At 74.2% G+C, this 24,910-nt stretch carries 27 protein-coding genes; 16 read left to right on the top strand and 11 right to left on the bottom strand.

Translation table 11 applies throughout. From position 1 onward, the window contains the following. Positions 1-72: 72 nt before the first annotated feature. The 3 genes from BLP29_RS13240 (at position 73) to BLP29_RS13230 (ending at position 4,915) form a co-directional block, all read left to right on the top strand. Positions 73-3,894: a multifunctional oxoglutarate decarboxylase/oxoglutarate dehydrogenase thiamine pyrophosphate-binding subunit/dihydrolipoyllysine-residue succinyltransferase subunit gene (locus tag BLP29_RS13240; protein ID WP_243469941.1), complete on the top strand. Its 3,822-nt coding sequence runs from the start codon at positions 73-75 to the stop codon at positions 3,892-3,894. A gap of 15 nt (positions 3,895-3,909) precedes the next feature. After that, positions 3,910-4,095, top strand: coding sequence for a DUF6104 family protein (locus BLP29_RS13235; protein ID WP_092805206.1), 186 nt, complete (start codon positions 3,910-3,912; stop codon positions 4,093-4,095). 115 nt (positions 4,096-4,210) lie between these two features. Further along, complete coding sequence (locus tag BLP29_RS13230; RefSeq protein WP_092805204.1) at positions 4,211-4,915, top strand: metal-dependent hydrolase; 705 nt, start codon at positions 4,211-4,213, stop codon at positions 4,913-4,915. Between the two features lie 2 nt (positions 4,916-4,917). Here the strand turns inward: BLP29_RS13230 and BLP29_RS13225 are convergent, their stop codons facing one another. Beyond that, positions 4,918-6,093, bottom strand: a complete 1,176-nt coding sequence (locus tag BLP29_RS13225) for an NAD(P)-dependent malic enzyme (protein WP_207798485.1) — start codon at positions 6,091-6,093, stop codon at positions 4,918-4,920. Positions 6,094-6,156: 63 nt separating this feature from the next. Continuing rightward, the gene (locus BLP29_RS13220) at positions 6,157-6,507 is read right to left on the bottom strand and encodes a S26 family signal peptidase (RefSeq protein ID WP_092805200.1); all 351 of its coding nucleotides are present in this window, start codon (positions 6,505-6,507) and stop codon (positions 6,157-6,159) included. A 66-nt stretch (positions 6,508-6,573) separates the two neighbouring features. Here BLP29_RS13220 and sodN point away from each other — a divergent pair, with 66 nt between their 5' ends. The 6 genes from sodN (at position 6,574) to BLP29_RS13190 (ending at position 11,090) form a co-directional block, all read left to right on the top strand. Beyond that, on the top strand, positions 6,574-6,978 hold the full coding sequence (gene sodN / locus BLP29_RS13215; protein ID WP_056288542.1) for a superoxide dismutase, Ni: 405 nt from the start codon (positions 6,574-6,576) through the stop codon (positions 6,976-6,978). Between the two features lie 78 nt (positions 6,979-7,056). Further along, positions 7,057-8,295 carry a PP2C family protein-serine/threonine phosphatase gene (locus BLP29_RS13210; protein ID WP_165839381.1) on the top strand — a complete coding sequence of 413 codons (1,239 nt, stop codon included), beginning with the start codon at positions 7,057-7,059 and terminating at the stop codon, positions 8,293-8,295. A 41-nt stretch (positions 8,296-8,336) separates the two neighbouring features. Further along, positions 8,337-9,029, top strand: a complete 693-nt coding sequence (locus tag BLP29_RS13205) for a phosphatidylserine decarboxylase (RefSeq protein ID WP_092805198.1) — start codon at positions 8,337-8,339, stop codon at positions 9,027-9,029. Then, positions 9,026-9,832, top strand: a complete 807-nt coding sequence (gene pssA / locus BLP29_RS13200) for a CDP-diacylglycerol--serine O-phosphatidyltransferase (protein WP_092805196.1) — start codon at positions 9,026-9,028, stop codon at positions 9,830-9,832. Before BLP29_RS13205 ends, pssA begins: the two co-directional genes overlap by 4 nt. Then, positions 9,829-10,314 (top strand): GNAT family N-acetyltransferase, encoded by a 486-nt coding sequence (locus BLP29_RS13195; protein WP_207798484.1) that lies wholly within the window; start codon positions 9,829-9,831, stop codon positions 10,312-10,314. Before pssA ends, BLP29_RS13195 begins: the two co-directional genes overlap by 4 nt. Continuing rightward, positions 10,311-11,090 (top strand): HAD-IIA family hydrolase, encoded by a 780-nt coding sequence (locus BLP29_RS13190; RefSeq protein ID WP_092805194.1) that lies wholly within the window; start codon positions 10,311-10,313, stop codon positions 11,088-11,090. Before BLP29_RS13195 ends, BLP29_RS13190 begins: the two co-directional genes overlap by 4 nt. 67 nt (positions 11,091-11,157) lie before the next feature. Here BLP29_RS13190 and BLP29_RS13185 read toward each other — a convergent pair whose 3' ends face one another. Next, positions 11,158-11,634, bottom strand: a complete 477-nt coding sequence (locus tag BLP29_RS13185; protein ID WP_133379159.1) for a hypothetical protein — start codon at positions 11,632-11,634, stop codon at positions 11,158-11,160. Between the two features lie 71 nt (positions 11,635-11,705). Here BLP29_RS13185 and BLP29_RS13180 point away from each other — a divergent pair, with 71 nt between their 5' ends. Both BLP29_RS13180 and BLP29_RS13175 read left to right on the top strand, forming a co-directional pair. Then, entirely contained in the window at positions 11,706-12,680 is a 975-nt protein-coding gene (locus tag BLP29_RS13180) for a diacylglycerol/lipid kinase family protein (RefSeq protein ID WP_092805192.1), read from the top strand. A gap of 335 nt (positions 12,681-13,015) precedes the next feature. After that, a complete protein-coding gene (locus BLP29_RS13175; protein WP_092805614.1) occupies positions 13,016-13,264 on the top strand; it encodes a WhiB family transcriptional regulator in 249 nt (82 codons plus the stop codon). A gap of 65 nt (positions 13,265-13,329) precedes the next feature. Here BLP29_RS13175 and BLP29_RS13170 read toward each other — a convergent pair whose 3' ends face one another. The 3 genes from BLP29_RS13170 to BLP29_RS13160 form a co-directional block, all read right to left on the bottom strand. Then, positions 13,330-14,820, bottom strand: a complete 1,491-nt coding sequence (locus tag BLP29_RS13170; RefSeq protein ID WP_092805190.1) for a sensor histidine kinase — start codon at positions 14,818-14,820, stop codon at positions 13,330-13,332. Position 14,821: 1 nt separating this feature from the next. Further along, positions 14,822-15,043: a biotin/lipoyl-binding carrier protein gene (locus tag BLP29_RS13165; protein WP_092805188.1), complete on the bottom strand. Its 222-nt coding sequence runs from the start codon at positions 15,041-15,043 to the stop codon at positions 14,822-14,824. A 75-nt stretch (positions 15,044-15,118) separates the two neighbouring features. After that, entirely contained in the window at positions 15,119-16,150 is a 1,032-nt protein-coding gene (locus tag BLP29_RS13160) for a biotin carboxylase N-terminal domain-containing protein (RefSeq protein ID WP_243469940.1), read from the bottom strand. 168 nt (positions 16,151-16,318) lie between these two features. Between BLP29_RS13160 and BLP29_RS21955 the strand changes: the two genes are divergently transcribed. After that, the gene (locus BLP29_RS21955; protein ID WP_369299104.1) at positions 16,319-16,393 is read left to right on the top strand and encodes a 50S ribosomal protein bL37; all 75 of its coding nucleotides are present in this window, start codon (positions 16,319-16,321) and stop codon (positions 16,391-16,393) included. Positions 16,394-16,468: 75 nt separating this feature from the next. On the opposite strand, the gene rsrA is transcribed toward BLP29_RS21955, so the two are convergent. Continuing rightward, positions 16,469-16,786, bottom strand: coding sequence for a mycothiol system anti-sigma-R factor (gene rsrA, locus BLP29_RS13155; protein ID WP_243469939.1), 318 nt, complete (start codon positions 16,784-16,786; stop codon positions 16,469-16,471). Then, the gene (locus BLP29_RS13150) at positions 16,783-17,604 is read right to left on the bottom strand and encodes a sigma-70 family RNA polymerase sigma factor (RefSeq protein WP_279385450.1); all 822 of its coding nucleotides are present in this window, start codon (positions 17,602-17,604) and stop codon (positions 16,783-16,785) included. The genes rsrA and BLP29_RS13150 overlap by 4 nt, the downstream gene beginning before the upstream one ends. 74 nt (positions 17,605-17,678) lie before the next feature. Between BLP29_RS13150 and ybaK the strand changes: the two genes are divergently transcribed. Further along, on the top strand, positions 17,679-18,155 hold the full coding sequence (ybaK, locus tag BLP29_RS13145; protein WP_092805182.1) for a Cys-tRNA(Pro) deacylase: 477 nt from the start codon (positions 17,679-17,681) through the stop codon (positions 18,153-18,155). 3 nt (positions 18,156-18,158) lie between these two features. Here the strand turns inward: ybaK and BLP29_RS13140 are convergent, their stop codons facing one another. Both BLP29_RS13140 and BLP29_RS13135 read right to left on the bottom strand, forming a co-directional pair. After that, positions 18,159-19,661, bottom strand: coding sequence for a fused MFS/spermidine synthase (locus BLP29_RS13140; protein ID WP_092805180.1), 1,503 nt, complete (start codon positions 19,659-19,661; stop codon positions 18,159-18,161). A 1-nt stretch (position 19,662) separates the two neighbouring features. Next, complete coding sequence (locus BLP29_RS13135) at positions 19,663-20,421, bottom strand: SOS response-associated peptidase (protein WP_092805178.1); 759 nt, start codon at positions 20,419-20,421, stop codon at positions 19,663-19,665. 123 nt (positions 20,422-20,544) lie between these two features. On the opposite strand from BLP29_RS13135, the gene BLP29_RS13130 reads away from it, so the two are divergent. From BLP29_RS13130 to rsgA, 3 genes are all read left to right on the top strand, one after another. Further along, on the top strand, positions 20,545-21,978 hold the full coding sequence (locus BLP29_RS13130) for an NAD-dependent succinate-semialdehyde dehydrogenase (protein WP_092805176.1): 1,434 nt from the start codon (positions 20,545-20,547) through the stop codon (positions 21,976-21,978). 61 nt (positions 21,979-22,039) lie between these two features. Continuing rightward, the gene (gene aroA, locus BLP29_RS13125) at positions 22,040-23,329 is read left to right on the top strand and encodes a 3-phosphoshikimate 1-carboxyvinyltransferase (RefSeq protein WP_243469938.1); all 1,290 of its coding nucleotides are present in this window, start codon (positions 22,040-22,042) and stop codon (positions 23,327-23,329) included. A 13-nt stretch (positions 23,330-23,342) separates the two neighbouring features. After that, positions 23,343-24,356 carry a ribosome small subunit-dependent GTPase A gene (gene rsgA / locus BLP29_RS13120; RefSeq protein ID WP_092805172.1) on the top strand — a complete coding sequence of 338 codons (1,014 nt, stop codon included), beginning with the start codon at positions 23,343-23,345 and terminating at the stop codon, positions 24,354-24,356. Positions 24,357-24,360: 4 nt separating this feature from the next. Here rsgA and BLP29_RS13115 read toward each other — a convergent pair whose 3' ends face one another. After that, positions 24,361-24,909 carry a DUF2087 domain-containing protein gene (locus tag BLP29_RS13115; protein WP_092805170.1) on the bottom strand — a complete coding sequence of 183 codons (549 nt, stop codon included), beginning with the start codon at positions 24,907-24,909 and terminating at the stop codon, positions 24,361-24,363. Between the last annotated feature and the right edge of the window lies 1 nt (position 24,910).

The raw sequence follows: 24,910 nt of genomic DNA, 5'->3' as shown, positions 1-24,910 counted from the left end.
TCCGGCCGGTAGCATCGACCACCGGTCCAACGACGTCCACAGACGAAGAAGGCACTCGACCCCGTGTCAAGCGTGAACTCATCCCAGTCCTCGGCGACGTCCTCCGCGGCGGCCGGATTCGGCACCAACGAGTGGCTGGTCGAGGAGATGTACCAGCAGTACCTCGCCGACCCGGGGAGCGTCGACCAGGCCTGGCACGACTTCTTCGACGACTACAAGCCGGCCGCCGACGTCGCACCGGCCGCCCAGCAGGCGGCCGCAGCGACGGCTCCTGCCCCGCAGGCCGCTGCCCCGCAAGCCCCAGTCCAGCAGGCCCCAGCCCAGCAGGCCCCGGCCCCCAAGGCCCCTGCACAGCAGGCCCCCGCGCAGCGGACCCCGGAGCCGGCAGCCCAGCCAGCCCCGGCAGCCCCCGCCGCCCCCGCCGCACCGGCTGCGCAGAAGCAGCCCGCCACCCCGGCGCCGTCTGCCCCCGCCGCCGCGCCGGCCCCCCAGGAGAAGCCCGTGAAGCCCGCCGAGAAGCCCGCCCCCGCCGCCTCCGAGGGCCCGCAGCGCACCGTCCTGCGCGGCGCCGCCGCCAGCGTCGTGAAGAACATGAACGCCTCGCTGACGGTGCCCACCGCCACCAGCGTGCGCGCCGTGCCGGCCAAGATGCTGGTCGACAACCGCATCGTGATCAACAACCACCTCGCCCGCTCCCGCGGGGGCAAGGTGTCCTTCACCCACCTCATCGGCTACGCCCTGGTGCGCGCGCTCGACGACTTCCCCGAGATGAACGCCGCGTTCGCCGAGGTCGACGGCAAGCCCCACGTCGTGCAGCCCGAGCACGTCAACTTCGGCCTGGCCATCGACCTCCCCAAGGCCGACGGCTCGCGCTCCCTCGTCGTGGCCAACATCAAGGCCGCCGAGGAGATGGACTTCGCCGCCTTCTGGGGCGCCTACGAGGACGTCATCCGGCGCGCCCGCGGCGGCAAGCTGACGATGGACGACTTCACCGGCACCACGGTCAGCCTGACCAACCCCGGCACGGTCGGCACCAACCGCTCGGTCCCCCGGTTGACCACCGGCCAGGGCACGATCGTCGGCGTCGGCGCGATGGACTACCCGGCCGAGTTCCAGGGCATGAGCCCCGAGACGCTCACCGACCTCGCGGTCGCCAAGACGATCACGCTGACCTCGACCTACGACCACCGGATCATCCAGGGCGCGCAGTCCGGGGACTTCCTGCGCCGGCTGCACGGGCTGCTGCTGGGCGAGGACGGCTTCTACGACGGCGTCTTCGCCTCGCTGCGCATCCCCTACGAGCCGGTCCGCTGGGTGCCCGACGTCACCGTCCGGCACGAGGGCCAGATCGACAAGGGTGCCCGGGTCGTCGAGCTCATCGAGGCCTACCGGCGCAACGGGCACCTCATGGCCGACACCGACCCCCTCGAGTTCAAGGTGCGCACGCACCCCGACCTCGACATCACCCGGCACGGCCTCACGCTGTGGGACCTCGACCGGCAGTTCCCGGTCGGCGGGTTCGCCGGCGAGAAGGTGATGCCGCTGCGCGACGTCCTCGGCGTCCTGCGCAACTCGTACTGCCGCACGGTCGGCATCGAGTACATGCACATCACCGACCCCGAGGAGCGCGAGTGGCTCCAGAAGCGCATCGAGGTCAAGCACGACGCCCCTGACCGGGCCAAGCAGAAGCACGTGCTGAGCCGGCTCAACGCCGCCGAGGCCTTCGAGACGTTCCTGCAGACCAAGTACGTCGGGCAGAAGCGGTTCTCCCTCGAGGGCGGCGAGTCGGTCATCCCGCTGCTCGACGAGGTGCTGGTCGCCTCCACCGAGTACGAGCTCGACGAGGTCGCCATCGGCATGCCGCACCGCGGCCGGCTGAACGTGCTGGCCAACGTGCTGCAGAAGCCCTACTCCAAGATCTTCGGCGAGTTCGAGGGCAACATCGACCCGGGCACGGTGCAGGGGTCCGGCGACGTCAAGTACCACCTCGGCGCCACCGGCCACTTCCAGCACCCCTCGCGCGATGCCGGCATCACCGTCTCGCTGACCTCCAACCCGAGCCACCTCGAGGCGGTCAACCCCGTGCTCGAGGGCATCGTGCGGGCGAAGCAGGACATGCTGGACAAGGGCAACGACGGCTTCACCGTGCTGCCCGTGCTGCTGCACGGCGACAGCGCGTTCGCCGGCCAGGGTGTGGTCGCCGAGACCCTCAACCTCTCGCAGCTGCGCGGCTACCGCACCGGCGGCACGGTGCACGTCGTGGTCAACAACCAGGTCGGCTTCACCACCAGCCCGGCCGCGGCCCGCTCCAGCCTCTACTCCACCGACGTCGCCCGGATGATCGGTGCTCCGGTCTTCCACGTGAACGGCGACGACCCCGAGGCGTGCGTCCGGGTCGCACGGCTGGCCGTCGACTACCGCCAGGCGTTCCGCAAGGACGTCGTCATCGACATGGTCTGCTACCGCCGCCGCGGCCACAACGAGGGCGACGACCCCTCGATGACCCAGCCGTTGATGTACGACATCATCGACCGCAAGCGCTCGGTCCGGAAGCTCTACACCGAGGCGCTGGTGGGTCGTGGCGACATCACCCTCGCCGAGGCCGAGGAGGCCCTGAAGGACTACCGCGGGCAGCTCGAGCGGGCCTTCGCCGAGACCCACGACGCGCAGGACTCCTCCAAGCAGGTGCGCCCGGTCGACCAGCGCCCCTCGGAGTCGGCCAAGACCGCGATCACCGCCGAGGTGCTCAAGGCCATCGGCGACGCCCACGTCTCGCTGCCGCAGGACTTCACCGTCCACCCCAAGCTGCAGAAGATGCTCGAGCGCCGGGCCGCCATGGTCAGCGAGGGCGGCATCGACTGGGCCATGGGCGAGCTGCTGGCCTTCGGTTCGCTGCTCATGCAGGGCGTGCCGGTCCGGCTGGCCGGGCAGGACTCCCGCCGCGGCACCTTCGTGCAGCGGCACTCGGTGCTCATCGACCGCGAGGACGCCAAGGAGTACACGCCGATCGCGAACCTCTCCGACGACCAGGCGCGCTTCTTCGTCTACGACTCGCTGCTCAGCGAGTACGCCGCGGTCGGGTTCGAGTACGGGTACTCCGTGGCCCGCCCCGAGGCGCTGGTGCTGTGGGAGGCCCAGTTCGGCGACTTCGTCGACGGTGCGCAGCTGATCATCGACGAGTTCATCTCCTCGGGCGAGGCCAAGTGGGGCCAGCGGTCGGGTGTCGTCCTGCTCCTCCCGCACGGCCTCGAGGGCCAGGGCCCCGACCACTCCAGCGGCCGGCCCGAGCGGTTCCTGCAGATGTGCGCCGAGAACAACATGACCGTCGCCAACTGCTCGACCCCGGCGAACTACTTCCACCTGCTGCGCCGCCAGGCGCTGTCGGAGACCCACCGCCCGCTGGTGGTCTTCACCCCCAAGTCGCTGCTGCGCGCCAAGGCCGCGGTCAGCGCGGTCGAGGACTTCACCGACGAGCGCTTCCGTCCCGTGCTGGGCGACCCGGGCGTGGGTGGGGAGCCGCTGGAGGACGCCGCCGTGCGCCGGGTGCTGCTGTGCAGCGGCAAGGTCGCCTACGACCTGCTCGCCGCCCGCGAGGCCGAGGGCACCGACGACGTCGCGGTCGTGCGGGTCGAGCAGCTCTACCCGCTGCCCACCAGCGAGCTGGTGCAGGCGCTGGAGCGGTACCCGAACGCCGCCGAGGTCGTGTGGGTGCAGGAGGAGCCGGCCAACATGGGTGCCTGGCAGTTCATGGCGGTCAACCTGCCCGCCGAGCTGCCGGCCGGGAAGACGCTGTCCGTGGTGAGCCGCAAGGCCTCCGCGAGCCCCGCGGTCGGTTCGGCCAAGGTGCACGAGGCCGAGCAGAAGGACCTGGTCCGCCGCGCCTTCGCGCAGTAGGTCGGGGTAGCAGCCGTGTACTTCACCGACCGCGGCATCGAGGAGCTGGTCACCCGCCGGGGCGAGGAGGAGGTCTCCCTCGCCTGGCTGGGTGACCAGCTGCAGGCCTTCGTCGACGAGTTCCCCGACTTCGAGGTACCCGTCGAGCGGCTGGCCACCTGGCTGGCCCGCGGCGGGACGGGCGACGACGACGAGGACTGAGCGTCGCGGGCCCCCCTGGTTGATCATGCAGTTCGGCACCGGTGGCGCGCCGGGCTCCGGCGTGTCGCCCGTGCGGTTCTGCATGATCAATGGGTGCAGTGCTGACCATGGGTAGGTGCTCGGTCACTCCCACGCCCTGTCCGGGCTCGCCGTCGGCGCGGCCACCCTCCCGGTCGCGCCCCTCTCGGGCACCGTCGCCCAGCTGAGCTGGGTGGCCGCCGTCGGCGGGATGGCGATGCTCCCGGACCTGGACCAGCGCGGATCGACCATCTCGCGCATGTGGGGACCGCTCACCGAGGTGCCCTCGGGCATCGTCGGGAAGCTGACCGGTGGGCACCGGCACGGCACCCACGACGCGGTGCTCGCCCCGCTGGCGTTCGGCGGGCTGGCACTGGCGGCCGCCCAGGTGTTCTGGGCCTCGATGCTGCTGCTCGCGCTGGCCATCGGCCTCGCGCTCCGGGCGCTGCACGTCGTCGTCCCCGGGCGGTTCGAGGAGACGGTGGTCGGCAACCTCGTGCTCTCGTGGGGCGGGGCCTGGCTGCTGCTGGCCCACAGCCCGAGCCCCATGTGGCTGCCGTGGGCGGTGGCGCTGGGCGTGCTGGTGCACATCGCCGGGGACTTCCTGACCTGCGGCGGGGTGCCGGTCCCGCTCGTGTGGCTGGTCCGCCCCCGCGCGAAGGTCGCGTTCTCCCCGATGGAGACCGGGGGCTTCACCGAGAAGGTGCTGCTCGTGCCGGCCTTCGTCGTGGCGACGGTGGTGCTGCTGTGGCTGAACATGCCGGCGGCGGCGGTCCTGGAGGGGTTCACCGCCGCCGGCTGAGGTCAGCTGCGCACGACCCCTTCGGCACGGGCGGCGTCGGCCACCGCCGCCGCGACGGCCTCGGCCACCCGGCGGTCCAGCGGCGAGGGCACGATGTAGTCCGGCCGGACGTCGGAGCCCACCACGTCGGCGATGGCGGTGGCCGCAGCCAGCTTCATGCCCTCGGTGATGGCCGTGGCGCCGGCGTCGATGGCCCCGCGGAACACCCCGGGGAAGGCCAGCACGTTGTTGATCTGGTTGGCCAGGTCGCTGCGCCCGGTGGCCACCACGGCGGCGTACTTCGCCGCCATCTGCGGGTCGACCTCGGGGGTGGGGTTGGCCAGCGAGAACACGATGCAGCCCGGGGCCATGGCCGCGATCGCCTCCTCGGCGACCGATCCGCCGGACAGGCCCAGGTACACGTCGGCGCCGGCGAGGGCGTCGACCATCGTGCCGGTGCGGCCGGTCGGGTTGGTGTGATCGACCAGCCACTGCTTGGTACCGGTCAGCCCCTCGCGGCCGGCGTGCAGCAGGCCCTTGGAGTCGGCGACGGCGATCTCGCCGATGCCTGCCTCGAGCAGGATCTTCGTGCAGGCCACCCCGGCCGCGCCGGCCCCGGAGACCACCACCCGCAGGTCGGCCAGCTGCCGGCCGGTGACCCGTGCGGCGTTGCGCAGCGCGGCGAGCACCACGATCGCCGTCCCGTGCTGGTCGTCGTGCATGACCGGGATGTGCAGCTGCTCCTTGAGCCGGGCCTCGACCTCGAAGCAGCGCGGCGCGCTGATGTCCTCGAGGTTGATCCCCCCGAACGAGGGCGCGATGGCCAGCACGGTGGCCACGATCTCGTCGACGTCGGTGGTCGAGAGCACGATCGGCACCGAGTCCAGGTCGCCGAACTCGCGGAACAGGCAGGCCTTGCCCTCCATCACCGGCAGCGCGGCGGCCGGCCCGATGTCACCCAGGCCGAGCACGGCGGTGCCGTCGGAGACGACGGCGACCACGCGGGGGGCCCAGGTGAACCGGCGGGCGAGCTCGGGCTCGGCGGCGATGGCACTGGAGACGCGGGCTACACCCGGGGTGTACGTGAGGGCGAGGTCGGCGATCGACGTGATGGCGCCCTTGGTGCGCACCGAGAGCTTGCCGCCCTCGTGCACCGCGAAGGCGGGGTCGTCGGCGAACCGGTCGGTGGAGCTGGTCATGACACTCTCCGTTGAGCCCATGGGTACGGGAGCGTAGGCCAGCAGCGGGGCCGCGGCGCCGGCTCACGGACGTGATCTGGGCAACCTCCCCGGCCGCGGCCACGTCCGCAGCAGCACCCGGCCCACCACCACCGCCGGCCCGAACGCGCGGCTGTCGTCGGTCACCAGAGGGTTGTCGCCCGCCACCCACCACCCGCCCTCGACCGGCCGGACCACCCGCTTGACCACCAGCAGCTCGGGCCGGGCCGGGAAGCGGGCCAGGACGACGTCCCCCGGCGCGGCGGTGGAGCTGCGGACCACCAGCAACCGGTCCCCGTGCTTCACCGTCGGCGACATCGACGGCCCGGTCACGCGGGCCACCGCCCAGCGGGTGGGCAGCGCACGGACGTCGCCCACCGGTCCCCCGCTCGACATGTCGGTCGTGATCGTCGCGAGTAGGGTCCCAGACGACCCATCCCACGAGCTTCTGGAGGGACACCCATGCGGCTGTTCAGCCTGTTCTCCGCCGTGGAGGCCACCGCGCACTGCGACCTCCCCTGCGGCGTGTACGACCCCGCCCAGGCCCGCATCGAGGCCGAGTCCGTCAAGGCCCTGCAGGAGAAGTACCAGGGCAGCGACGACGAGGTCTTCAAGACGCGTGCACTGATCATCAAGGAGCAGCGGGCCGACCTGGTCAAGCACCACCTGTGGGTGCTGTGGACCGACTACTTCAAGCCCCCGCACTTCGAGAAGTACCCGCAGCTGCACGAGCTGTTCAACAAGGCCACCAAGCAGGCCGGTGCTTCGGGTGCCAAGCAGTCGGTCGACCCGGCCGAGGGCCAGAAGCTCCTCGACTACATCGCCGAGATCGACAAGATCTTCTGGGAGACCAAGGCCGCGGCCTGATCCCCACCCCACCGACGACGCCGGGTCGCCCCTCGGGGCGGCCCGGCGTCGTCGTCCCCGAACGCGAGAGGTGAGCCCGTGGACGCAGCGGTGCCCTGGGACCTGCGGGGCCTGCTCGAGCGGGTCGAGGCCGCCGCTCCCGTCGACGCGGTCACGGTCGTGGCCGCCGAGCTGTCGGCCGCCGTCGCTGCCCGCGAGGTCTCCTTCCTCATCGCGGACTTCTCCGGGCACTCCCTCGTGCGGCTGGGCACCGTCGTCCCCGGTCGGGCCGCCACGCGGTCGGCAGGCACCGAGAGCGCCGACACCGTCGCGCTCGCCGGCAGCCGGCACGGCGAGGTGCTGCGCACGCAGCGCGCCGCGGTCGACCCGGTCGCCGGCGGGCACCGCGTGCTCGTCCCGGTGACCGACCGCGGTGACGCCCTCGGGGTGCTCGAGCTGGTGCTCGCCACCGAGCCCGACGCCGCGGTGCTCGGCGCAGTCGCCGCGGCCGGGCACGCACTGGCCTACGTGCTCATCGCCAACCGCCGGCACACCGACCTCTTCGAGTGGGGGCAGCGCACCACGCCCTTCTCGCTGGCCGCGGAGATCCAGCGGCGCCTGCTCCCGGCGTCGTTCACCTGCGAGGCCGGGCAGTTCACCGTGTCGGGCTGGCTGGAGCCGGCGGCCACGGTCGGCGGGGACACCTTCGACTGGTCCCTGGACCGGCACAGCCTGCAGGTCTCCATCACCGACGCGGTCGGCCACGACGTCGCCGCGGCCCTGCTGGCCACGCTCCTGGTCGGCAGCCTGCGCAACGAGCGCCGCCGCGGGGTCGACCTCGCAGCGCAGACCCGGGCGGCCAACGACGCCGTCGCCGAGCACGCCGCGCCCGGCCAGTTCGTCACCGGCCAACTGCTGCACGTCGACCTCACCACCGGCGCCGCCGTCCTGGTCAACGCGGGGCACCCCGCGCCGTTGCGGCTGCGCGACGGCGTCGTCACCGAGCTGGAGCCGGCCATCGACCTGCCCTTCGGGGTGGCACCGGGCCGGGACTTCCGGCTGCAGGAGTTCGAGCTGCTGCCCGGCGACCGGCTGGTCTTCCTCACCGACGGCATGCAGGAGCGCGACGCCGCCGCCGTCGACGTCGTCGCCGCCCTGGCCGCCAGCGCCGCCGACCACCCCCGGCAGGTCGTGCACGCCCTGGGGGCGGCCGTCGTCGCCGCCAGCGGGGCGCAGCTGGCCGATGACGCGACCGTCGTCTGCCTGGACTGGTACGGAGGCCGGCTGCGCCCGCGCACCAGCGACGGCGGAGCCAGCGCCGAGCACGCCTCGGCGTGAGGCGCGCCCGCACCACCGGACCCCGGTAGCCTCGGGTCCTGATGCGCATCGACCGGGCCGGCTGGCCCTTCATCACCGTCCCGCTGGCCCCGGCGGCGGCCCTCGCGGTGCTGGGGCGGCTCACCGGCCGGCGGGCCGCCCGCGCCGCGGCATGGCCCCTGGCCGGGCTGTCGGCCTACATGGCGCTGTTCTTCCGCGACCCCCAGCGGCGCTGCGACACCACCCCGCCCGGCCCCGACGACGTCCTCTCCCCCGCCGACGGCATGGTCATGGTCGCCGGCCCCGCGCAGGAGGGCGTCGCACCCGAGCCCGCGCCCCCCGGCGGCTGGCAGCAGGTGAGCATCTTCCTGTCCGTCGTCGACGTGCACGTCAACCGCTCGCCCTACCGGGGCACGGTGACCTCCTCCAGCTACACCCCCGGCAGCTTCCTGGCCGCCTACCGGGCCGAGAGCGCCCACCAGAACGAGCGCAGCGAGATCTGGCTGGCCGACGGCGACCGCACCGTGGTGTTCCGGCAGCTCGTCGGCGTGCTCGCCCGGCGCATCGTCACGCGCACCTCCGAGGGCGCCCGGCTGGCCGCCGGCGAGCGCATGGGCCTGATGAAGTTCGGCTCCCGCATGGACGTCTTCCTGCCCGCCGACGCCGAGCTGGCCGTCACCAAGGGCGAGCGCGTGCGCGGCGGCGAGACCGTCATCGCCCGCTTCCCCCGCGCGGCCGGGGGCGACCGGCGGTGACCCGACCGGCGAACCGGCGCACCCAGACCGTCGAGTTCGTGCGTGCGTCCTCCAAGCGCGGGCGCAGCCGGGCCCGCTCGTGGCTGCCCAGCATGTTCACCCTGGGCAACATGCTGTGCGGGTTCGCCGCGATCCTGGTCTCCTTCCGCGGGCAGTACGCCCTGGCCTGCGTGCTCATCGGCGCCTCGGTGGTCCTCGACATCGCCGACGGCGCCGTGGCCCGGCTGGTCGGCGCGGTGTCCCCGTTCGGGTTGCAGTTCGACTCGCTGGCCGACCTCGTGTCCTTCGGCCTGGCGCCCTCGCTGCTGACCTTCGCGCTCTTCTCCGCCGGCCGCGACGGCTTCGACCCGCTGGGGTGGATCGCGTGCTTCGTCTGGGTGGCCTGCGCGGCCATCCGGCTGGCCCGCTTCAACGTCACCATCGACCCCACCGCCGACAAGCGCTTCTTCATCGGCCTGCCCAGTCCGGGGGCCGCAGCCGTGGTGATGGCCAGCGTGTTCGCCTTCGCCGACGTGCTCGAGGGCCGTGACCGGCTGTGGGTGCTGCTCGTCGTCGTGGTGCCCGGGCTCCTCATGGTCTCCAACATCCGCTGGCGGTCCTTCCGCTCGTTGGTGAGCCCCAAGAGCCGCCGTCCCTACGGCCTGGTGGCCGCCGCGGTGCTCATCGCGGTCGGGCTGGCCACCGTGCCGGTGCTGACCTTCTGCGTGGTCGCCTACGGCTACCTGTTCTCCCCGCTGCTGGTGCCCGTGCTGTCCCCGCTGGGCCGGCTGGTGCCCGCCCGCGTCAAGGAGCTGCTGTCGTGAGCGTGCGCCCGGTCCGCCCCGAGGACGTCGACGTCGTCCTCGGTCTCGTGCGCGAGCTCGCCGACTACGAGAAGTGCCTCGACGAGGCCCGCATGACGCGGGAGCAGCTGCACGGGGCGCTCTTCGGCGACGCGCCGGCCCTGTTCGGCCACGTGGCCTGCGACGACGACGGCTCCGTCGTCGGGTTCGCGCTGTGGTTCCTGAACTTCTCCACCTGGCGCGGCACCCACGGGGTGTACCTGGAGGACCTCTACGTCTCCCCCGCCCACCGCGGCACCGGGCTGGGGCGCGAGCTGCTGCGCACGCTGGCCGCGGTGTGCGTCGAGCGCGGCTACGCCCGCCTCGAGTGGTCGGTGCTGGACTGGAACACCCCCTCGATCGAGTTCTACCGCGCCGCCGGTGCCCGGCCGCAGGACGGCTGGTCGGTCTTCCGGCTGACCGACGGCGCCCTGACCCAGTTCGCCCGTGGGAGGACGTCATGAGCGACCGCAGGCCCAGCGAGTGCTGGCTCACCGACATGGACGGCGTCCTGGTGCACGAGGGCCAGGCCCTGCCCGGCGCCGCGGACTTCCTGCAGCGGCTGGTCGACCGCGAGCGCCGGTTCCTGGTGCTGACCAACAACTCGATCTTCACCCCGCGCGACCTCGCCGCCCGGCTGGCCCGCTCGGGGCTGCAGGTGCCCGAGGAGGCCATCTGGACCTCGGCGCTGGCCACCGCCGACTTCCTGGCCGCTCAGCTGCCGGGCGGGTCGGCGTACGTGATCGGCGAGGCCGGGCTCACCACCGCGCTGCACGAGGCCGGGTACACGATCACCGACACCGACCCGGACTACGTGGTGCTCGGCGAGACCCGCACCTACAGCTTCGAGGCCATCACCCGGGCGATCCGCCTGGTCGAGGCCGGCGCCCGGTTCATCGCCACCAACCCCGACGTCACCGGCCCCTCGGCCGAGGGCTCGCTGCCGGCCACCGGCTCGGTCGCGGCGCTCATCACCAAGGCCACCGGCGCCGAGCCCTACTTCGTGGGCAAGCCCAACCCGATGATGTTCCGCTCGGCGCTCAACCGCATCGACGGGCACTCCGAGTCCACGACCATGGTCGGCGACCGCATGGACACCGACATCGTGGCCGGCATCGAGGCCGGGCTCGAGACGGTGCTGGTGCTCACCGGGTCGACCCGGGCCGCCGACGTCACCCGGTTCCCGTTCCGCCCCGGCCGGGTCGTCGACTCCATCGCCGACGTCATCGACCTGGTCTGAGGAAGGACCCCCTCGCCCCCCGGGACGTGCTCCGCACGACCCGGGGCCCTGCGAGGGGGCCGTCCCATCACCTCTCGGAGTAGGCCAACCGGGCCTCGGGGGTGGCCAGGAACCAGCAGACGCCGGCCACGCAGGCCAGCACGGGCAGCCCGATCAACGGGCGGCCCGCCTCGAAGGCCGTCGCGTAGCCGAGGGCACCCAGCAGCAGCTGGAGCACCACGACGGGGCCGCGGGCCCAGCCGGCGACCCGCCACAGCCCCCGGGCGACCACGGCGAGCGCCGCGGCCCCGACGAGGACGTAGACGACCTCGGCGAGGGCACGGCCCACGCTGTCGGGGGTGCTGGTGAGCGTCAGCCACAGCAGGACGGCCGCGACCGCGGACGCCGCGGCGGCCTCGACGCCGACGAGCAGGGCGGCCAGCCGCACCGAGCGGGGCGCGGCGGTCGTGGGCCCCGCGGGCCGGGGCGCGGACTCGCGCGCGGCCCCGCCCAGCAACCGCTCGGACCAGCAACGCCCGTCGGGCTCCTGCGATCGTGCCGGCACGGCCCCGAGGCTACGCGGGCCGCAACCGCAGGGCCGGCGAGCGCCCCCGCCCCGCTGGCTACTGTCGAGCCATGCGTGCGCTCCTGGTGGCCAACCCGGCGGCGACCACCACCACCGCCAAGGTCCGCGACGTGCTGGTCCGGGCGCTGTCCAGCGACCTCAAGGTGGACGTGGCCGAGACCACCCACCGCGGCCACGCCCGCGAGCTCGGCGAGCAGGCCACCGCCGACGGCATCGACGTCGTGGTCACCCTGGGCGGCGACGGCACGGTCAACGAGACCGTCGACGGCCTGCTGGCCGGCGGACCTGGCACGCACGTGCCGGCACTGGCCGTGGTGCCCGGCGGGTCCACCAACGTCTTCAGCCGCGCCCTGGGCCGCTCCCGCGACCCCGTGGAGGCCACCGCCGAGATCCTGGACTCGCTGCGGGCCGGCCGCACCCGCCGGGTGTCCCTGGGGACGGCCAGCGCCCAGGTGGCGGTGGGCACCGACATCGCCTGGGGCACCGGGTGGACCCCGCCGCGCTGGTTCGTCTTCTCCGCCGGGCTCGGGTTCGACGCCGACGTCATCCGGCGGGTCGAGGAGCAGCGGGCACGGGGGCGTCGATCCACCGGCGGCCTGTACGTGCGCGCCGGCACCCGGGCGTTCCTCACGGGGCCCGACCGCCGCCGTCCGGCGATGACCGTGCACGTGCCCGGTGAGCCCCCGCGCGAGGACCTCTTCCTCTGCCTGGTCTCCAACGTCAACCCGTGGACCTACCTCGGCCACCGCGCCATCGCCCCGAGCCCCGAGGCCGGCTTCGACAACGGCCTGGCGGTGTTCGGCCTGGGCCGGCTGGGAGCGGTGCGGATGATCTCGCACCTGCGCACGACGATGTCCGACCGCCCCGAGGTCCGCGGCCGCGCCGTCCACCGGCGCCACGACCTGGCGGAGCTCACCGTCACGGCGTCCCGGCCGCAGGGCTGGCAGCTCGACGGCGACCACCTGGGGCCGGCCACCGCCCTGCGCGTGCGCAGCGTGCCGTCGGCGCTGGAGGTCGTCGTCTGAGACCTCGTCCGGGTCGTCGCCGGGGTCGTCGTCCCAGCGTTCGGTTAGCTGGTCCCCAGCTCCCGGACAAGCTTCCGGAGTACCCGGTCACCCGTTGCGGTGGCACACCTGGTAGTGGCGTGGTGAGGTTGCTCATACGGAAGGACGGCGGACGGCTGAACTGCTTGACAGCCGCTCAGCGCGTGAAAGCATCGACCTCGAACGCAACCTGCTGGTAACACCAGCGTGCGGGTGCTGCCGGGCGACGATCCAGACGCCGCCGGCCGACCGTGACCCGGCCCACCGGCCGGAACCGGACAGGGCACACCGTAGACGACACCGAGGAGCACACCGACATGGACTGGCGCCACCGCGCCCTCTGCCGTGACGAGGACCCCGAACTCTTCTTCCCGATCGGGACGACGGGCCCTGCGGTCACCCAGATCGAGCAGGCCAAGGCCGTCTGCCAGCGCTGCCCGGTCGTGCAGTCCTGCCTCGAGTGGGCACTGACCTCCGGTCAGGACTCCGGTGTCTGGGGCGGCCTCTCCGAGGACGAGCGTCGCGCCCTCAAGCGCCGCACGCAGCGGGCCCGCGTCCGCACCTGAGGCACTCGGCAGCAGCACGCGCACAGGAGCCGGTCACCACGTCGTGGTGACCGGCTCCTGCCGCGTCAGCGGCGGGTGCGTCCCACCCCGGGCAGCTCGAGCTCGGCGACGGTGCCGGGTCCGTCCTCGGGTGCGCGCACCGTCAGCTGGCCGTGCAGCTCGCTGGTCACCAGCGTGCGCACGATCTGCAGTCCCAGCCCCTTGCTGGCCGCGACGTCGAAGCCCGGTGGCAGCCCCCGGCCGTCGTCGGCGATGGTGACCACCAGGTCGTGGCCCTCGCGCCGGGCGGTGAGCTCGATGCGCCCGGGCCGCCCCTCGGGGAAGGCGTGCTCGGCGGCGTTGTGCAGCAGCTCGGTGACCGCCATGACCAGGGGCGTGGCGCTGCCGGCGGGCAGCTCGCCGAACCGGCCGGTGCGCACGATCGCCGCAGCCGGCCCCACCGACGCGACGTCGCCCAGCATGGGGATCACCTGGTCCAGGACGTCGTCGACGTCCACGACGTCCTCGCGGCTGCCGGCCAGGGTGTCGTGCACGACCGCGATCGAGGCCACCCGGCGCACCGACTCCAGCAGCGCGTCCCGGGCAGCCGGCTCGGACACCCGGCGGGCCTGCAACCGCAGCAACGCCGCCACGGTCTGCAGGTTGTTCTTCACCCGGTGGTGGATCTCCCGGATGGTGGCGTCCTTGGTCATCAGCGCCCGGTCGCGTCGGCGCACGTCGGTGACGTCGCGCACCAGCACCAACGCCCCGTGCTCCCCTCCGGGGGCCTGCAGCGGCAGCGCACGGACGAGCAGCGTGGCCGACGCGCCCTCGACGTCGAGGGGGTCGGGGAAGCGACCGGCCACGGCCGCGGCGATGTGCGCGGCCACCACCTCACCGGTCACCCGGTCGCTGGCGGTGCCGCGGGTGAGCGCGGCGAGGTCGGCGCCCACCAGGTCGCCGGTGAGGCCCATCCGCCGGTAGGCCGACAGCGCGTTCGGGCTGGCGTAGACCGCCCGGCCCGCGCCGTCCAGCCGCACCAGGCCGTCGCCGACCCGCGGGCTCATCTCGGCGTCCTCGAGCATCCGCGGGGGGAAGGTGCCCGCGGAGACCATCTGCGAGAGCTCGGCGGCGATGTCGAGGTAGGTCAGCTCCAGCTCCGACGGCGGCCGGCTGGCGGAGATGCGGGCGTCGCGGGCCAGCACGGCCACGACGGACCCCTCGTGGCGCACCGGCAGCACCTCGCGCCGGCGGGGGAAGGCCCCGGTGCCGTCGGGTTCCTCGACGAGCGGTTCGCCGTCGCGGTGCACCCGCACGAACGACGCGGCCGCCTCGCCCTCGACCTCCACGCCCACGAGGTCCTCGGGCTGCGTGGTGGGTGCGGTGAGCGGGCGCACCTGCGCCACGCACCACCACGCACCCCCGGCCAGCGGCACCCACAGGGTGAGGTCGGCGAAGGAGAGGTCGGCCAGCAGCTGCCAGTCGGCCACGAGGCGTCGTGCGTGGTCGGCCTGGGACGGGCTGACCGCGGGGGCCCGCAGGAGCCGGTCGGACAGACCACTGCGGGAGGCGGTCACCTCAGCTGGTCACGGTCGCGATGAGGTCGCCCTCCTGGAGGACCTCGCCCTCGACCACGTGCAGCTCGGAGACCGTGCCGGCCCGCTCGGTGAGCACCGGGATCTCCATCTTCATCGACTCGAGGATGACCAGCGTGTCGCCGGCCGCCACCTCCGCGCCGGGGGCCACGAGGACCTTCCAGACGCTGGAGACCATCTCGGCGTGGATCTCCTCGACCGCCACCGGCGGACCTCCTCGTGCTGCGCGGGTACCGGCGACCATCCAACCACCTGCGCCGTGCCCACGGTCAGCCCTCGGTCAGCCCTCGGCCAGCCGGTGCAGGACCTCGCACACCGCGACGCCGTCGTGCGGCACCCCGGTGTCGGGCAGGTCGGTGAGCACCTCGGCGGTGCGCAGCGCGGCGGTCGCGGTGTCGGGCCCGGCGGCGCTGACCGTGGCCAGCAGCGCGTCGTACCAGCCGTCGAGCCGGTCGCCGGGCGCGTACCCGCCCACGGCCACGACGTCGGCGTCGGCAGGCGCCGCCACGTCGGGCAACCGGCCGGTGACCCGCCCGGCCGTGCCGGGAGGCAGCGTGGCCCGCAGCTGGGCGACCACCGCCGCCCGCGGCGCCGCGGTCGGCGGTGGGCGGAGGCGTCCCGAGGCGCAGCGCAGGGCGAGCTCGACCGCGTCGACGCCGTGCGCCCGCTCGAGCACGGCCAGGTCGAGCGAGAAGCCGGCGGCGACCTCGGCCAGCTCGCCGTCGGGGTCGATGCCCACCGTGACCAGGCCCCGCCAGCCGACCTCCGCGAGCCGGTGCGCGGCGCGCGGCAGCTCGGGACCGCCGCCGGCCGGCCAGCCCGCGGGGGTCCAGGACACCCGGGCCGTGCCGGCGTCCCGGTCGCGGCGCACCGGGGTCACGTGGCGCAGGCCCTCGGAGGTCACGACGGCGAGGAACCCCTGGGCGCTCGCGGGCTCGACCCCGTCACCCCCCAGCCGCTCCAGCACCCCGGCCGCCGGCCCCACCCAGGTCAGCCCGGACTCCACCACCGCGGCGGCCAGCTCCGCGTTGCCCGCGAGGGCCGGGGGCACCGGGAGCACCGCCTCGACCCCGCTGCGCCGGGCGGCCTCGACCAGCCGGGGCACCGACAGGTAGGACTCGGCGGCCGGCGCCGGACCCAGCAGGACCGAGTCGTCGGCCATCCGGACGTGCCGCGCACCGCGTTCGCTCGCCGAGTGCACCGCGACGGTCTTGACGCCCAGCGCCTCGGTGGCCCGCACGACGGCGCAGGCCGCTGGACCGCGCCCGGCCACCAGCACGCTCGAGATGCCGATGCCGCCGGTGTCCGCCACGTCGTCCCCCTGTACTGGTGCGCTGTGCTGGTGCGCTGTCGTGCCCTGCCGGGACAGCCTTGCCCAGGACGCGCGGCGGGGACACCCGGCACGCCCGCACGGGCTCGTGAGACCCTGGACGGCCGGAGCCCGAGGAGCTCGGGGACCCGTGATGAGAGGAGGGCAGCGATGTCCAAGCGTGGACGCAAGCGGCGCGCCCGCAAGAAGAACGGCGCCAACCACGGCAAGCGCCCCAACGCCTGAACGAGGCGAGCGCACGAGGGCCCGGACGACATCGGTCGTCCGGGCCCTCGGTCGTGCTGGGGTCTGCCCCGCGGATCAGTCCGCGGCGGACCGCTCCACGGTGACCTGCTCGACGCTCACGGTGGTGCCGTTCTCCTCGAAGGCGACCTGGGTGAGCTGCAGCTTGATGCGGTCCTTGAGGCCCAGCGGCGTCGGGTCGCCACCGCAGCGCTTGCGGACCAGGGCCTTGAACTCCTGCTCGATGCCGAACTCGCGCAGGCAGGGCGAGCAGTCCTCGAGGTGCTCGGCGATGACGGCCCGGCGCTCGTCGCCGGTCTCGTGGTCGAGGAACTCGAAGACGTGCGACAGGACGTCGTCGCAGCTGGCGATCTCGGTGCTCGGGTGGTCGCTCACGATGCCGATCCCTCCTCGGCGGCCCCGGCGCGGGCGAACCCGCGCTCACGGGCGTAGTCGGCGAGCAGCTTCTGCAGACCGCGACGCCCGCGGTGCAGCCGGGACATCACCGTGCCGATGGGCGTGCCCATGATCTCGGCGATCTCCTTGTAGGCGAACCCCTCGACGTCGGCGAGGTACACCGCCAGCCGGAAGTCCTCGGGCAGCTGCTGCAGCGCGTCCTTGATGTCGGAGTCGGGCAGGTGGTCCAACGCCTCCATCTCGGCCGACCGCAGACCGGTGGAGCTGTGCTCCTCGGCGGCGAACAGCTGCCAGTCCTGCACCTGCTCGGTGGGGTACTGCTGCGGCTGCCGCTGCTTCTTGCGGTAGTTGTTGATGTAGGTGTTGGTCAGGATCCGGTACAGCCACGCCTTGAGGTTCGTGCCCTCGGCGAACTGGTGGAAGGCGGAGTACGCCTTCACGAAGGTCTCCTGGACCAGGTCCTCGGCGTCGGCGGGGTTGCGGGTCATGCGCAACGCGGCCGGGTACAGCTGGTCGAGGAAGGGCAGGGCGTCGCGCTCGAAGCGGGCGTCGCGCTCGGCGCGCGACTCCGTCTGCTCGCTGCGGCTGCCGTCGGCCCGGGCCTCGGGGGTCTCGACGACCTGCGGGGGGGCTTCCGTGCTCTCGTCGGGCACCGACCGTCCTCTCTGCGGCACCCGCGAGGAGAGCACCACGTCGGTCGATGCTAGTCGGGCGGGCACGGCCCGGCCGGGCGGACGACGGACGACCACCGGGCCCACGGCGCGGTGGTCCCTGGTCGCTGCGGCTGTGCTGGTCACGGTGCGTGCAGCGCACGCGGGGCCCCGGGCATTCCCCGCTCCGGCGCTGCCGGGAGGGCCCCTAGGGTCACCCCATGGCGGCGACCCCTGCTGTGCGGGTGCTGGAGAAGGCCGGTGTGCGCTTCGAGCTGCGCAGCTACGACCCCGACGACCACGAGGACGGGCAGGGGTACGGCGAGGCCGCCGTCGCCGCCCTCGGCCAGGACCCCGAGCGCGTGCTCAAGACGCTGCTCGCCCGGGTGGACGGCACCCTGGTCGTGGCGGTCGTGCCGGTGGCCGGGCAGCTGGACCTCAAGGCGCTGGCCGCCGCGCTGGGTGGGCGCAGGGCCGCGATGGCCGACCCCGCCGACGCCGAGCGCAGCACCGGCTACGTGCGCGGCGGCATCAGCCCGCTGGGGCAGCGCAAGGCGCTGCCGACCGTCGTGGACTCCTCGACGCTGGACCTGCCCACCGTCTGCGTGAGCGGCGGGCGACGCGGTCTGCAGGTCGAGCTCACACCGGCCGACCTGGTCGCGCTGACCCGCGCCCGCACCGCACCGATCGGTCGGTGAGCCTCAGCCGTAGGGCGTGAGCAGCTGGTCGACCGGGGCGAAGTCGTCGGTGAGCACCGGCGCCCCGCCGACGAACGCCTCGAGGTCGTCGCCGGTGATCACCTGCCACGGCAGCAGCCGGCCGGCCAGCGCCGAGCTGATCGCCGCGGTGTCGATCGGCGAGCGCGAGGCGACCGCGACGACGTTGCCGCCGTCCTCGCCGGCCACGACCGGCGCCCGGGCCAGCAGCGCGACGTGCGGGAACACCTGCTGCATCGTGGCCAGCTCGGCGCGCAGGAACGACAGCGGCCCGTGGTCGATGAGGTTGACCGCGTAGACGCCGTCGTCGGCGAGCGCGCGGTCGACCAGCTGCAGCGCCTCGACGGTGGTCAGCTGCCACGGGACGGCGAGACCACCGAACGCGTCGCCCACCACGAGGTCACGGGCACCGGCGACCTCCCGGCCCAGACCGGTGCGGGCGTCGCCGACGTCGACCTGCAGGTCGGCCGAGGTCTGCAGGCCCAGCTCGGCGCGGTCCAGGGCGAGCACGCCGGCGTCGACCTCGAGCACCCGGCTCGTGGTGCCCGGGCGCACGTCGGCGAGGTAGCGGGGCAGCGTGAGCCCGCCCCCGCCCACGTGCAGCGCCGACAGCGCCTCACCGGGCACACCGAGGGTGTCGGTGACCGACGCGACGGCCTGCACGTACCCGAACTCGAGGTGCGTGGGGTCGGTCAGGTCGACGTAGGAGTGCCGCAGGGTGTCCAGCACCAGGGTGCGGCCGCCCTCGCGGGCGGGGTCGGCGACCACGCGGGCGCAGTGGTAGGTGGTCTCGACCTCGCACGGGTTCGGCGCGAGCACCGCCGCACCCGTGCCCACCAGCGCGGTGACCAGCAGTGCGCCGGGCAACCGGACGGCGGCGCGACGGCGCAGGGCGACCCACAGGACGACACCCGTGGCCACCACGACCAGGCCGGCGCCGACCAGGATGGCCGTGGTCGGCAGCAGGGCGACGAGCACGAACCCGGTGCCGAACGTCGCGGCGATGCCACCGAGGGTGCCGATGCCCGACAGCTTGCCCACCACCGAGCCGGTCCGGTCGAGGCTGCGCAGCTGCAGGGCCACCACCATGGGCGGGACGGCCGACAGCAGGGTCACCGGGACCACCACCGCCACGGCGGCCAGCAGCAGCACGTTGCCCGCCGCGGCGCCGGCCAGCAGGGCCCCGGCGAACCGGACCACCGGGGCCACGGCGACGAGCAGGGCGCCGCCGGCCACCAGGAGCGGGACCAGCAGACCGCGGGGGTCGCGGCGGTCGGCCACCGCTCCCCCGGCCCACGCCCCGACCGCGATCGCGGCCAGCGCGAAGCCGATGACGGCGGTGTTGGTCTGCAGCGTGATGCCCACGTAGGGGGCGATGAGCCGCAGGCCCGCGATCTCGAGGACCAGCACGGCGCCGGAGGACACGAACGTCACCACCGCGGCCAGCCACCCGGGCAGGGCCCGGGAACCGGGGTCGGGTGCGGTCACGTCAGAACAACGCCGGCTGGTCGGCCGGCCCGGCCGCCGACGCGGTCGACGGGTCGACCCGGGCGGTCAGCTGCTCGCCGCCGTGGGCCACGTTGCCCACCGCCGGGCCGACCGGACGGATCTCCAGGCCCGCCACCAGCTCCGCCGGGGTGGGCGCCGTGAGCGCCTCGACGTCGTCGCGGCCCAGGTCGAGCCAGTCGGCCCACCGGTCGCGCGGGAGCACCAGCGGCATGCGGTCGTGGATGCCCGCCAGCGCCCCGACCGCCGGGGCGGTGACCACGGTGCAGGAGTAGAGGCGGTCCTCGCCCCGGCCCCACACCTCCCACAGCCCGGCGAAGGCCAGCACCGAGCCGTCCTCGGGGGTGACGTACCAGGGCTGCTTGCCCGGGGCGTACTCACGCGGGGACCACTCGTACCAGCCGTCGGCGGGCACCAGGCAGCGCCGGGCGCGGGCCGCCTTGCTGAACGCAGGCTTGCTGGTGAGCGTCTCGACCCGGGCGTTGAGCATGCGGTTGCCCACCGAGACGTCCTTGGCCCACGAGGGCACCAGGCCCCACCGCACCACGCGCAGCTCGCGGTGGTCGCCACCGGTCGGGGCGCCCTCGGCGTCGCGCTCGCGCGCCTGCCGGACCACGTGCACGTCCTTGGTCGGGGCGACGTTCCAGTCCGGGCCCAGGAGGGGCTGGCCCTCGACCGGCACGGCCTCGAACTCGGCCGCGAGGTCCTCGGGACGGCGACTGCTGGCGTAGCGCCCGCACACGGGTGCCTCCTGGTGGGTCGGTGACTGCCACCGAGCGTAGGGGCGGGCACCGACACCGGTGTGCCGTCGCAGCCGTGGGGTAGGACTGGGCGGACCCACCCGCGACGAGAGGCACCCCGCACCGTGACGAGCACCGACACGAGCACCGACCGCGTCTACGCGACCGTGAACCCCTACACCGGGCAGACCGAGGCAGAGTTCGACGCCCTCACCCCCGACGAGGTCACCGCCGCCGTCGAGCGCGCCCACACCGCCCACCTCGAATGGCGCGGGCGCAGCGTGGCCGACCGCGCGGCCGTGGTCGGCCGGGCCGCCGACCTCATGCTCGAGCGCCAGGACGCGTTCGCCGCGCTGATCACCAAGGAGATGGGCAAGCGCATCCAGGAGGCCGCCGGCGAGGTGCAGCTGGCCGCCAGCATCCTGCGCTACTACGCCGACAACGCCGAGGAGTTCCTGGCGCCCCGGACCATCGAGGTGATGAAGGGCGAGGCCGTGGTGGTCAACGAGCCCACCGGCGTGCTGCTGGCCATCGAGCCGTGGAACTACCCGCTCTACCAGGTCGTGCGGGTCGCCGGCCCCAACCTCACGCTGGGCAACACCATCCTGCTCAAGCACGCCGAGAACAACCCGCAGTGCGCCCTGGCCCTCGAGGAGCTCTTCCGCGACGCCGGCGCCCCCGAGGGCGTCTACACCAACCTCTTCCTGCGGATCTCCGACACCGAGTCGGTCATCGCCCACCCGGCGGTGCAGGGCGTCACGCTCACCGGCAGCGAGAAGGCCGGCTCGTCGGTGGCGTCGCTGGCCGGCAAGCACCTGAAGAAGTCGGTGCTCGAGCTGGGCGGCAGCGACCCGTTCGTCGTCCTGGACACCCCCGACCTGGGCCGCACCGTGAAGGCCGCGACCATGGGCCGCATGGCCAACACCGGCCAGGCCTGCATCGCCGCCAAGCGGATCATCGTGCTGGCCGACGTCCACGACGAGTTCGTCGCCGGCATGCAGCAGGCCTTCGCCGGCTTCACCCCCGGCGACCCCGCCGACCCGGCCACCACCCTCGGCCCGCTGTCGACCGAGAAGGCCGCGCAGGAGCTGCACGCCCAGATCCAGGACGCCGTCGACAAGGGCGCCACCGTGCTGGCCGGCGGCGGGCGCCCCGACCACGACGGCGCCTTCGTCGAGGCCACCCTGCTCACCGGCGTCACGCCGGACATGCGCGCCTACTCCGAGGAGCTCTTCGGCCCGGCTGCGGTCGTCTACAAGGTCGACACCGAGGACGAGGCCGTGGCACTGGCCAACGACAGCAGCTACGGGTTGTCGGCGGTCGTCTACTCCGGGGACGCCGAGCGCGCCCGCGGCGTGGCCGACCGGCTGGAGTCGGGCATGGTGTGGATCAACCAGCCCTCCGGCTCCTCCCCCGAGCTGCCCTTCGGCGGCGTCAAGCGCTCGGGCTACGGCCGCGAGCTGTCCGAGCTGGGCATGTTCGAGTTCGCCAACCGCCGCCTGGTGCGCACCATGCCCGCGCCCAAGGCCAGCGCCCCGGCCGCCCCGGTCGTCGGGTGAGCGCCGGGCAGGGAGCGGCGGCGGGACGGCGGCGCCCGGGGCGCAGGGCAGGATGACCGGCATGCACAGCTGGTCGACGCCCTCCGCCCGGCGGCCGGTCGACGCCGTCGTCTCCCTGCCCGGGTCCAAGTCGATCACCGCTCGGGCGCTGGTCCTGGCCGCCCTGGCCGACGGGCCCTCGCGGCTGGTCCGGCCGCTGCGGGCCCGCGACACCGACCTCATGGCCGACGCCCTGCGGGCGATGGGGGTCGGCATCGCGGTCGACGGCAGCGGGCACGACACCGACTGGCTGGTCACCCCGGGGGCGCTGCGCGGTCCGGTCACGGTCGACGCCGGGCTGGCCGGCACGATCCTGCGCTTCCTGCCACCGGTGGCGGCCCTCGCCGACGGCCCGGTCACCGTCACCGGCGACCCCCGGCTGCACGAGCGCCCCAACGCCGGGCTCATCGAGGGCCTGCGCGGCTGCGGGGTGCAGGTCGAGGACGCCGGGCGCGGCAGGGCCCCGTTCACCGTGCACGGCACCGGCGCGGTGGCCGGCGGCGCCGTGACCGTCGACGCCAGCGAGTCCAGCCAGGTCGTCAGCGGCCTGCTGCTGGCCGCCGCGCGCTTCGACCGGGGCCTCGACCTGTCGCTGGCCGGCGGGGTGCCCTCCATGCCGCACGTGCAGATGACCGTCGAGGCCCTCGCCGAGCACGGGGTCCGCGTCGACCGCACCGCCACCGGCTGGCGCGTGCACCCGGGGCCGGTCGCACCGGTCGACCGGGTGGTCGAGCCCGACCTGTCGAACGCGGCGCCCTTCCTGGTGGCCGCGCTGGTCACCGGCGGCCGGGTCACCGTGCGCGACTGGCCGCACCGCACCACGCAGCCCGGCGCGCACCTCGAGCACCTGCTCCCGCGCATGGGCGCCGACGTGCAGCGCACGCCTTCGGGCCTGCAGGTCACCGGTGGCGCCCGCATCGCGCCGCTGGTGGCCGACCTGTCCGAGGTGGGCGAGCTGACCCCGGTGCTCGCGGCCCTCTGCGCGCTGGCCGACGGCCCCTCGCGGCTGACCGGCGTCGCGCACCTGCGCGGGCACGAGACCGACCGGCTGCAGGCCCTCGACGAGGTGCTCACCGCCACCGGAGCCACCGTCACCCAGCTGCCCGACGGCCTGGAGATCACCCCAGGCCCGCTGCGCCCGGCCGAGCTGGACTCCTACGCCGACCACCGCATGGTCATGGCCGCCGCGGTGCTGGGCCTGGCCGTCGACGGCGTCGTGGTGCGCGACCCGGGCACGGTGGCCAAGACGCTGCCCGACTTCGTGGACCGGTGGGCCGGGCTCCTCGGCGAGCACGCCGGAGCGGTCAGCTGACGGGCGCCCGCTGATGGCCGGCCGCACGTTCGACAGCCGCTCCGACGAGGACGACGTCCGGGTGCGCCCGGGCCGGCGCGGGTCCAGACCGCGCACGCGCACCCGGCCCAGCCACGACGACGCCGTCCCCGGGCTCGTGGTGGGTGTCGACCGCGGCCGCATGACCGTGCGCGTCGAGCACGCCGACGGCCCGGTCGAGGTCATCGCGATGCGGGCCCGCGAGCTGGGCAAGCACGGGGTGGTGACCGGCGACCGGGTGCGCCTGGTGGGCGACACGAGCGGGCGCACCGACACGCTCGCCCGCATCGTGGTGATCGAGCCGCGCAGCACGGTCCTGCGGCGCACCGCCGACGACACCGACCCCACCGAGCGGGTGGTGGTCGCCAACGCCGAGCAGCTGGTCGTGGTCACCGCGATCACCGACCCCGAACCGCACGTCGGTTTCCTCGACCGGTGCCTCGTGGCGGCGTTCTCCGGCGGGCTCACCCCGCTGCTGTGCCTGACCAAGGCCGACCTGGGCAGCCCCGACGCGCTGCTGGCCCGCTACGCCGGGCTCGAGGTGGAGGCCATCGCGGTCAGCCGCGACACCGACCTCGACGAGCTCTCGCCGCGGCTCGACGGCCGCATCTCGGTGTTCGTCGGCCAGTCCGGGGTCGGCAAGTCGACGCTGGTCAACCGGCTCGTGCCCGACGCCTACCGGGCCACCGGCGGGGTCAGCAAGGTGGGCAAGGGCCGGCACACGTCGTCCTCGGCGGTGCTGCTGGACCTGCCCGGCGGCGGCATGGTCATCGACACCCCGGGCATCCGCAGCTTCGGGCTGGCCGACACCGACCCGTCCGACGTCCTGGCCGCCTTCGACGACCTCGCCGAGGTCGCCCGCGACTGCCCGCCGCTGTGCGCGCACACGGCGTCGGACCCGGACTGCGCGCTCGACGACTGGGCCGCCGAGGGCCCGCCGGCCCGAGCCGAGCGGCTGGGCAGCTTCCGCCGCCTCGTCGAGGCGGTCACCCGCACCCCGGGCTACTGACCCCTCAGACCTCGACGGTGCCGCCGCTGCGCCAGTAGACGCCTGCCTCGCGGGAGAGCATGCCCTCGTCGACCAGGTACCGGCGCAGCGCGGCGGTGTCGGGGTGCCAGACGGCCAGCAGGGCGTTGACCTCGCGCTCGGGGTATCGCAGGCCGGGTTCGAAGACCCGCACCAGGTGGTCGAGCACGACCAGCCGCTTGGCCCGGTGGCTGGGGATCGACGTCAGCCGGCCGTCGGCCACGAACGCCTGCAGCACGGCGTCGGCCGCCGGGTCGTCCGAGAGCGGGTCGGGCGGGGGCCGGTGCTCGCCGGCGTCGCGCGCCGCGGCGGCGAACAGCTCGCGGCGCAGCTCGAGCTCGGCGCCGTCGCGGCGCACCAGGCCCCCGCGCCCCAGGCGCCGGGCGGCCAGGGCCACCTCGGTCTGCGAGCGACCGGTGGCCTCGGCGACCGAGGGGATGTCGGTCGCCCCGAGCGCCAGCGCGGCCACCACGGCCAACCGGGTGTCGTCGGCGAGCAGGCCCACCAGCTTGGCTGCGTCCGGGCCCGTGGTCATG

It is taken from the genome of Klenkia marina (assembly GCF_900101025.1).
Taxonomy (GTDB): Bacteria; Actinomycetota; Actinomycetes; order Mycobacteriales; family Geodermatophilaceae; genus Klenkia; species Klenkia marina.
Note: the sequence above shows the minus strand (reverse complement) of the source record. Positions and strands in the feature narration are given on the sequence as shown.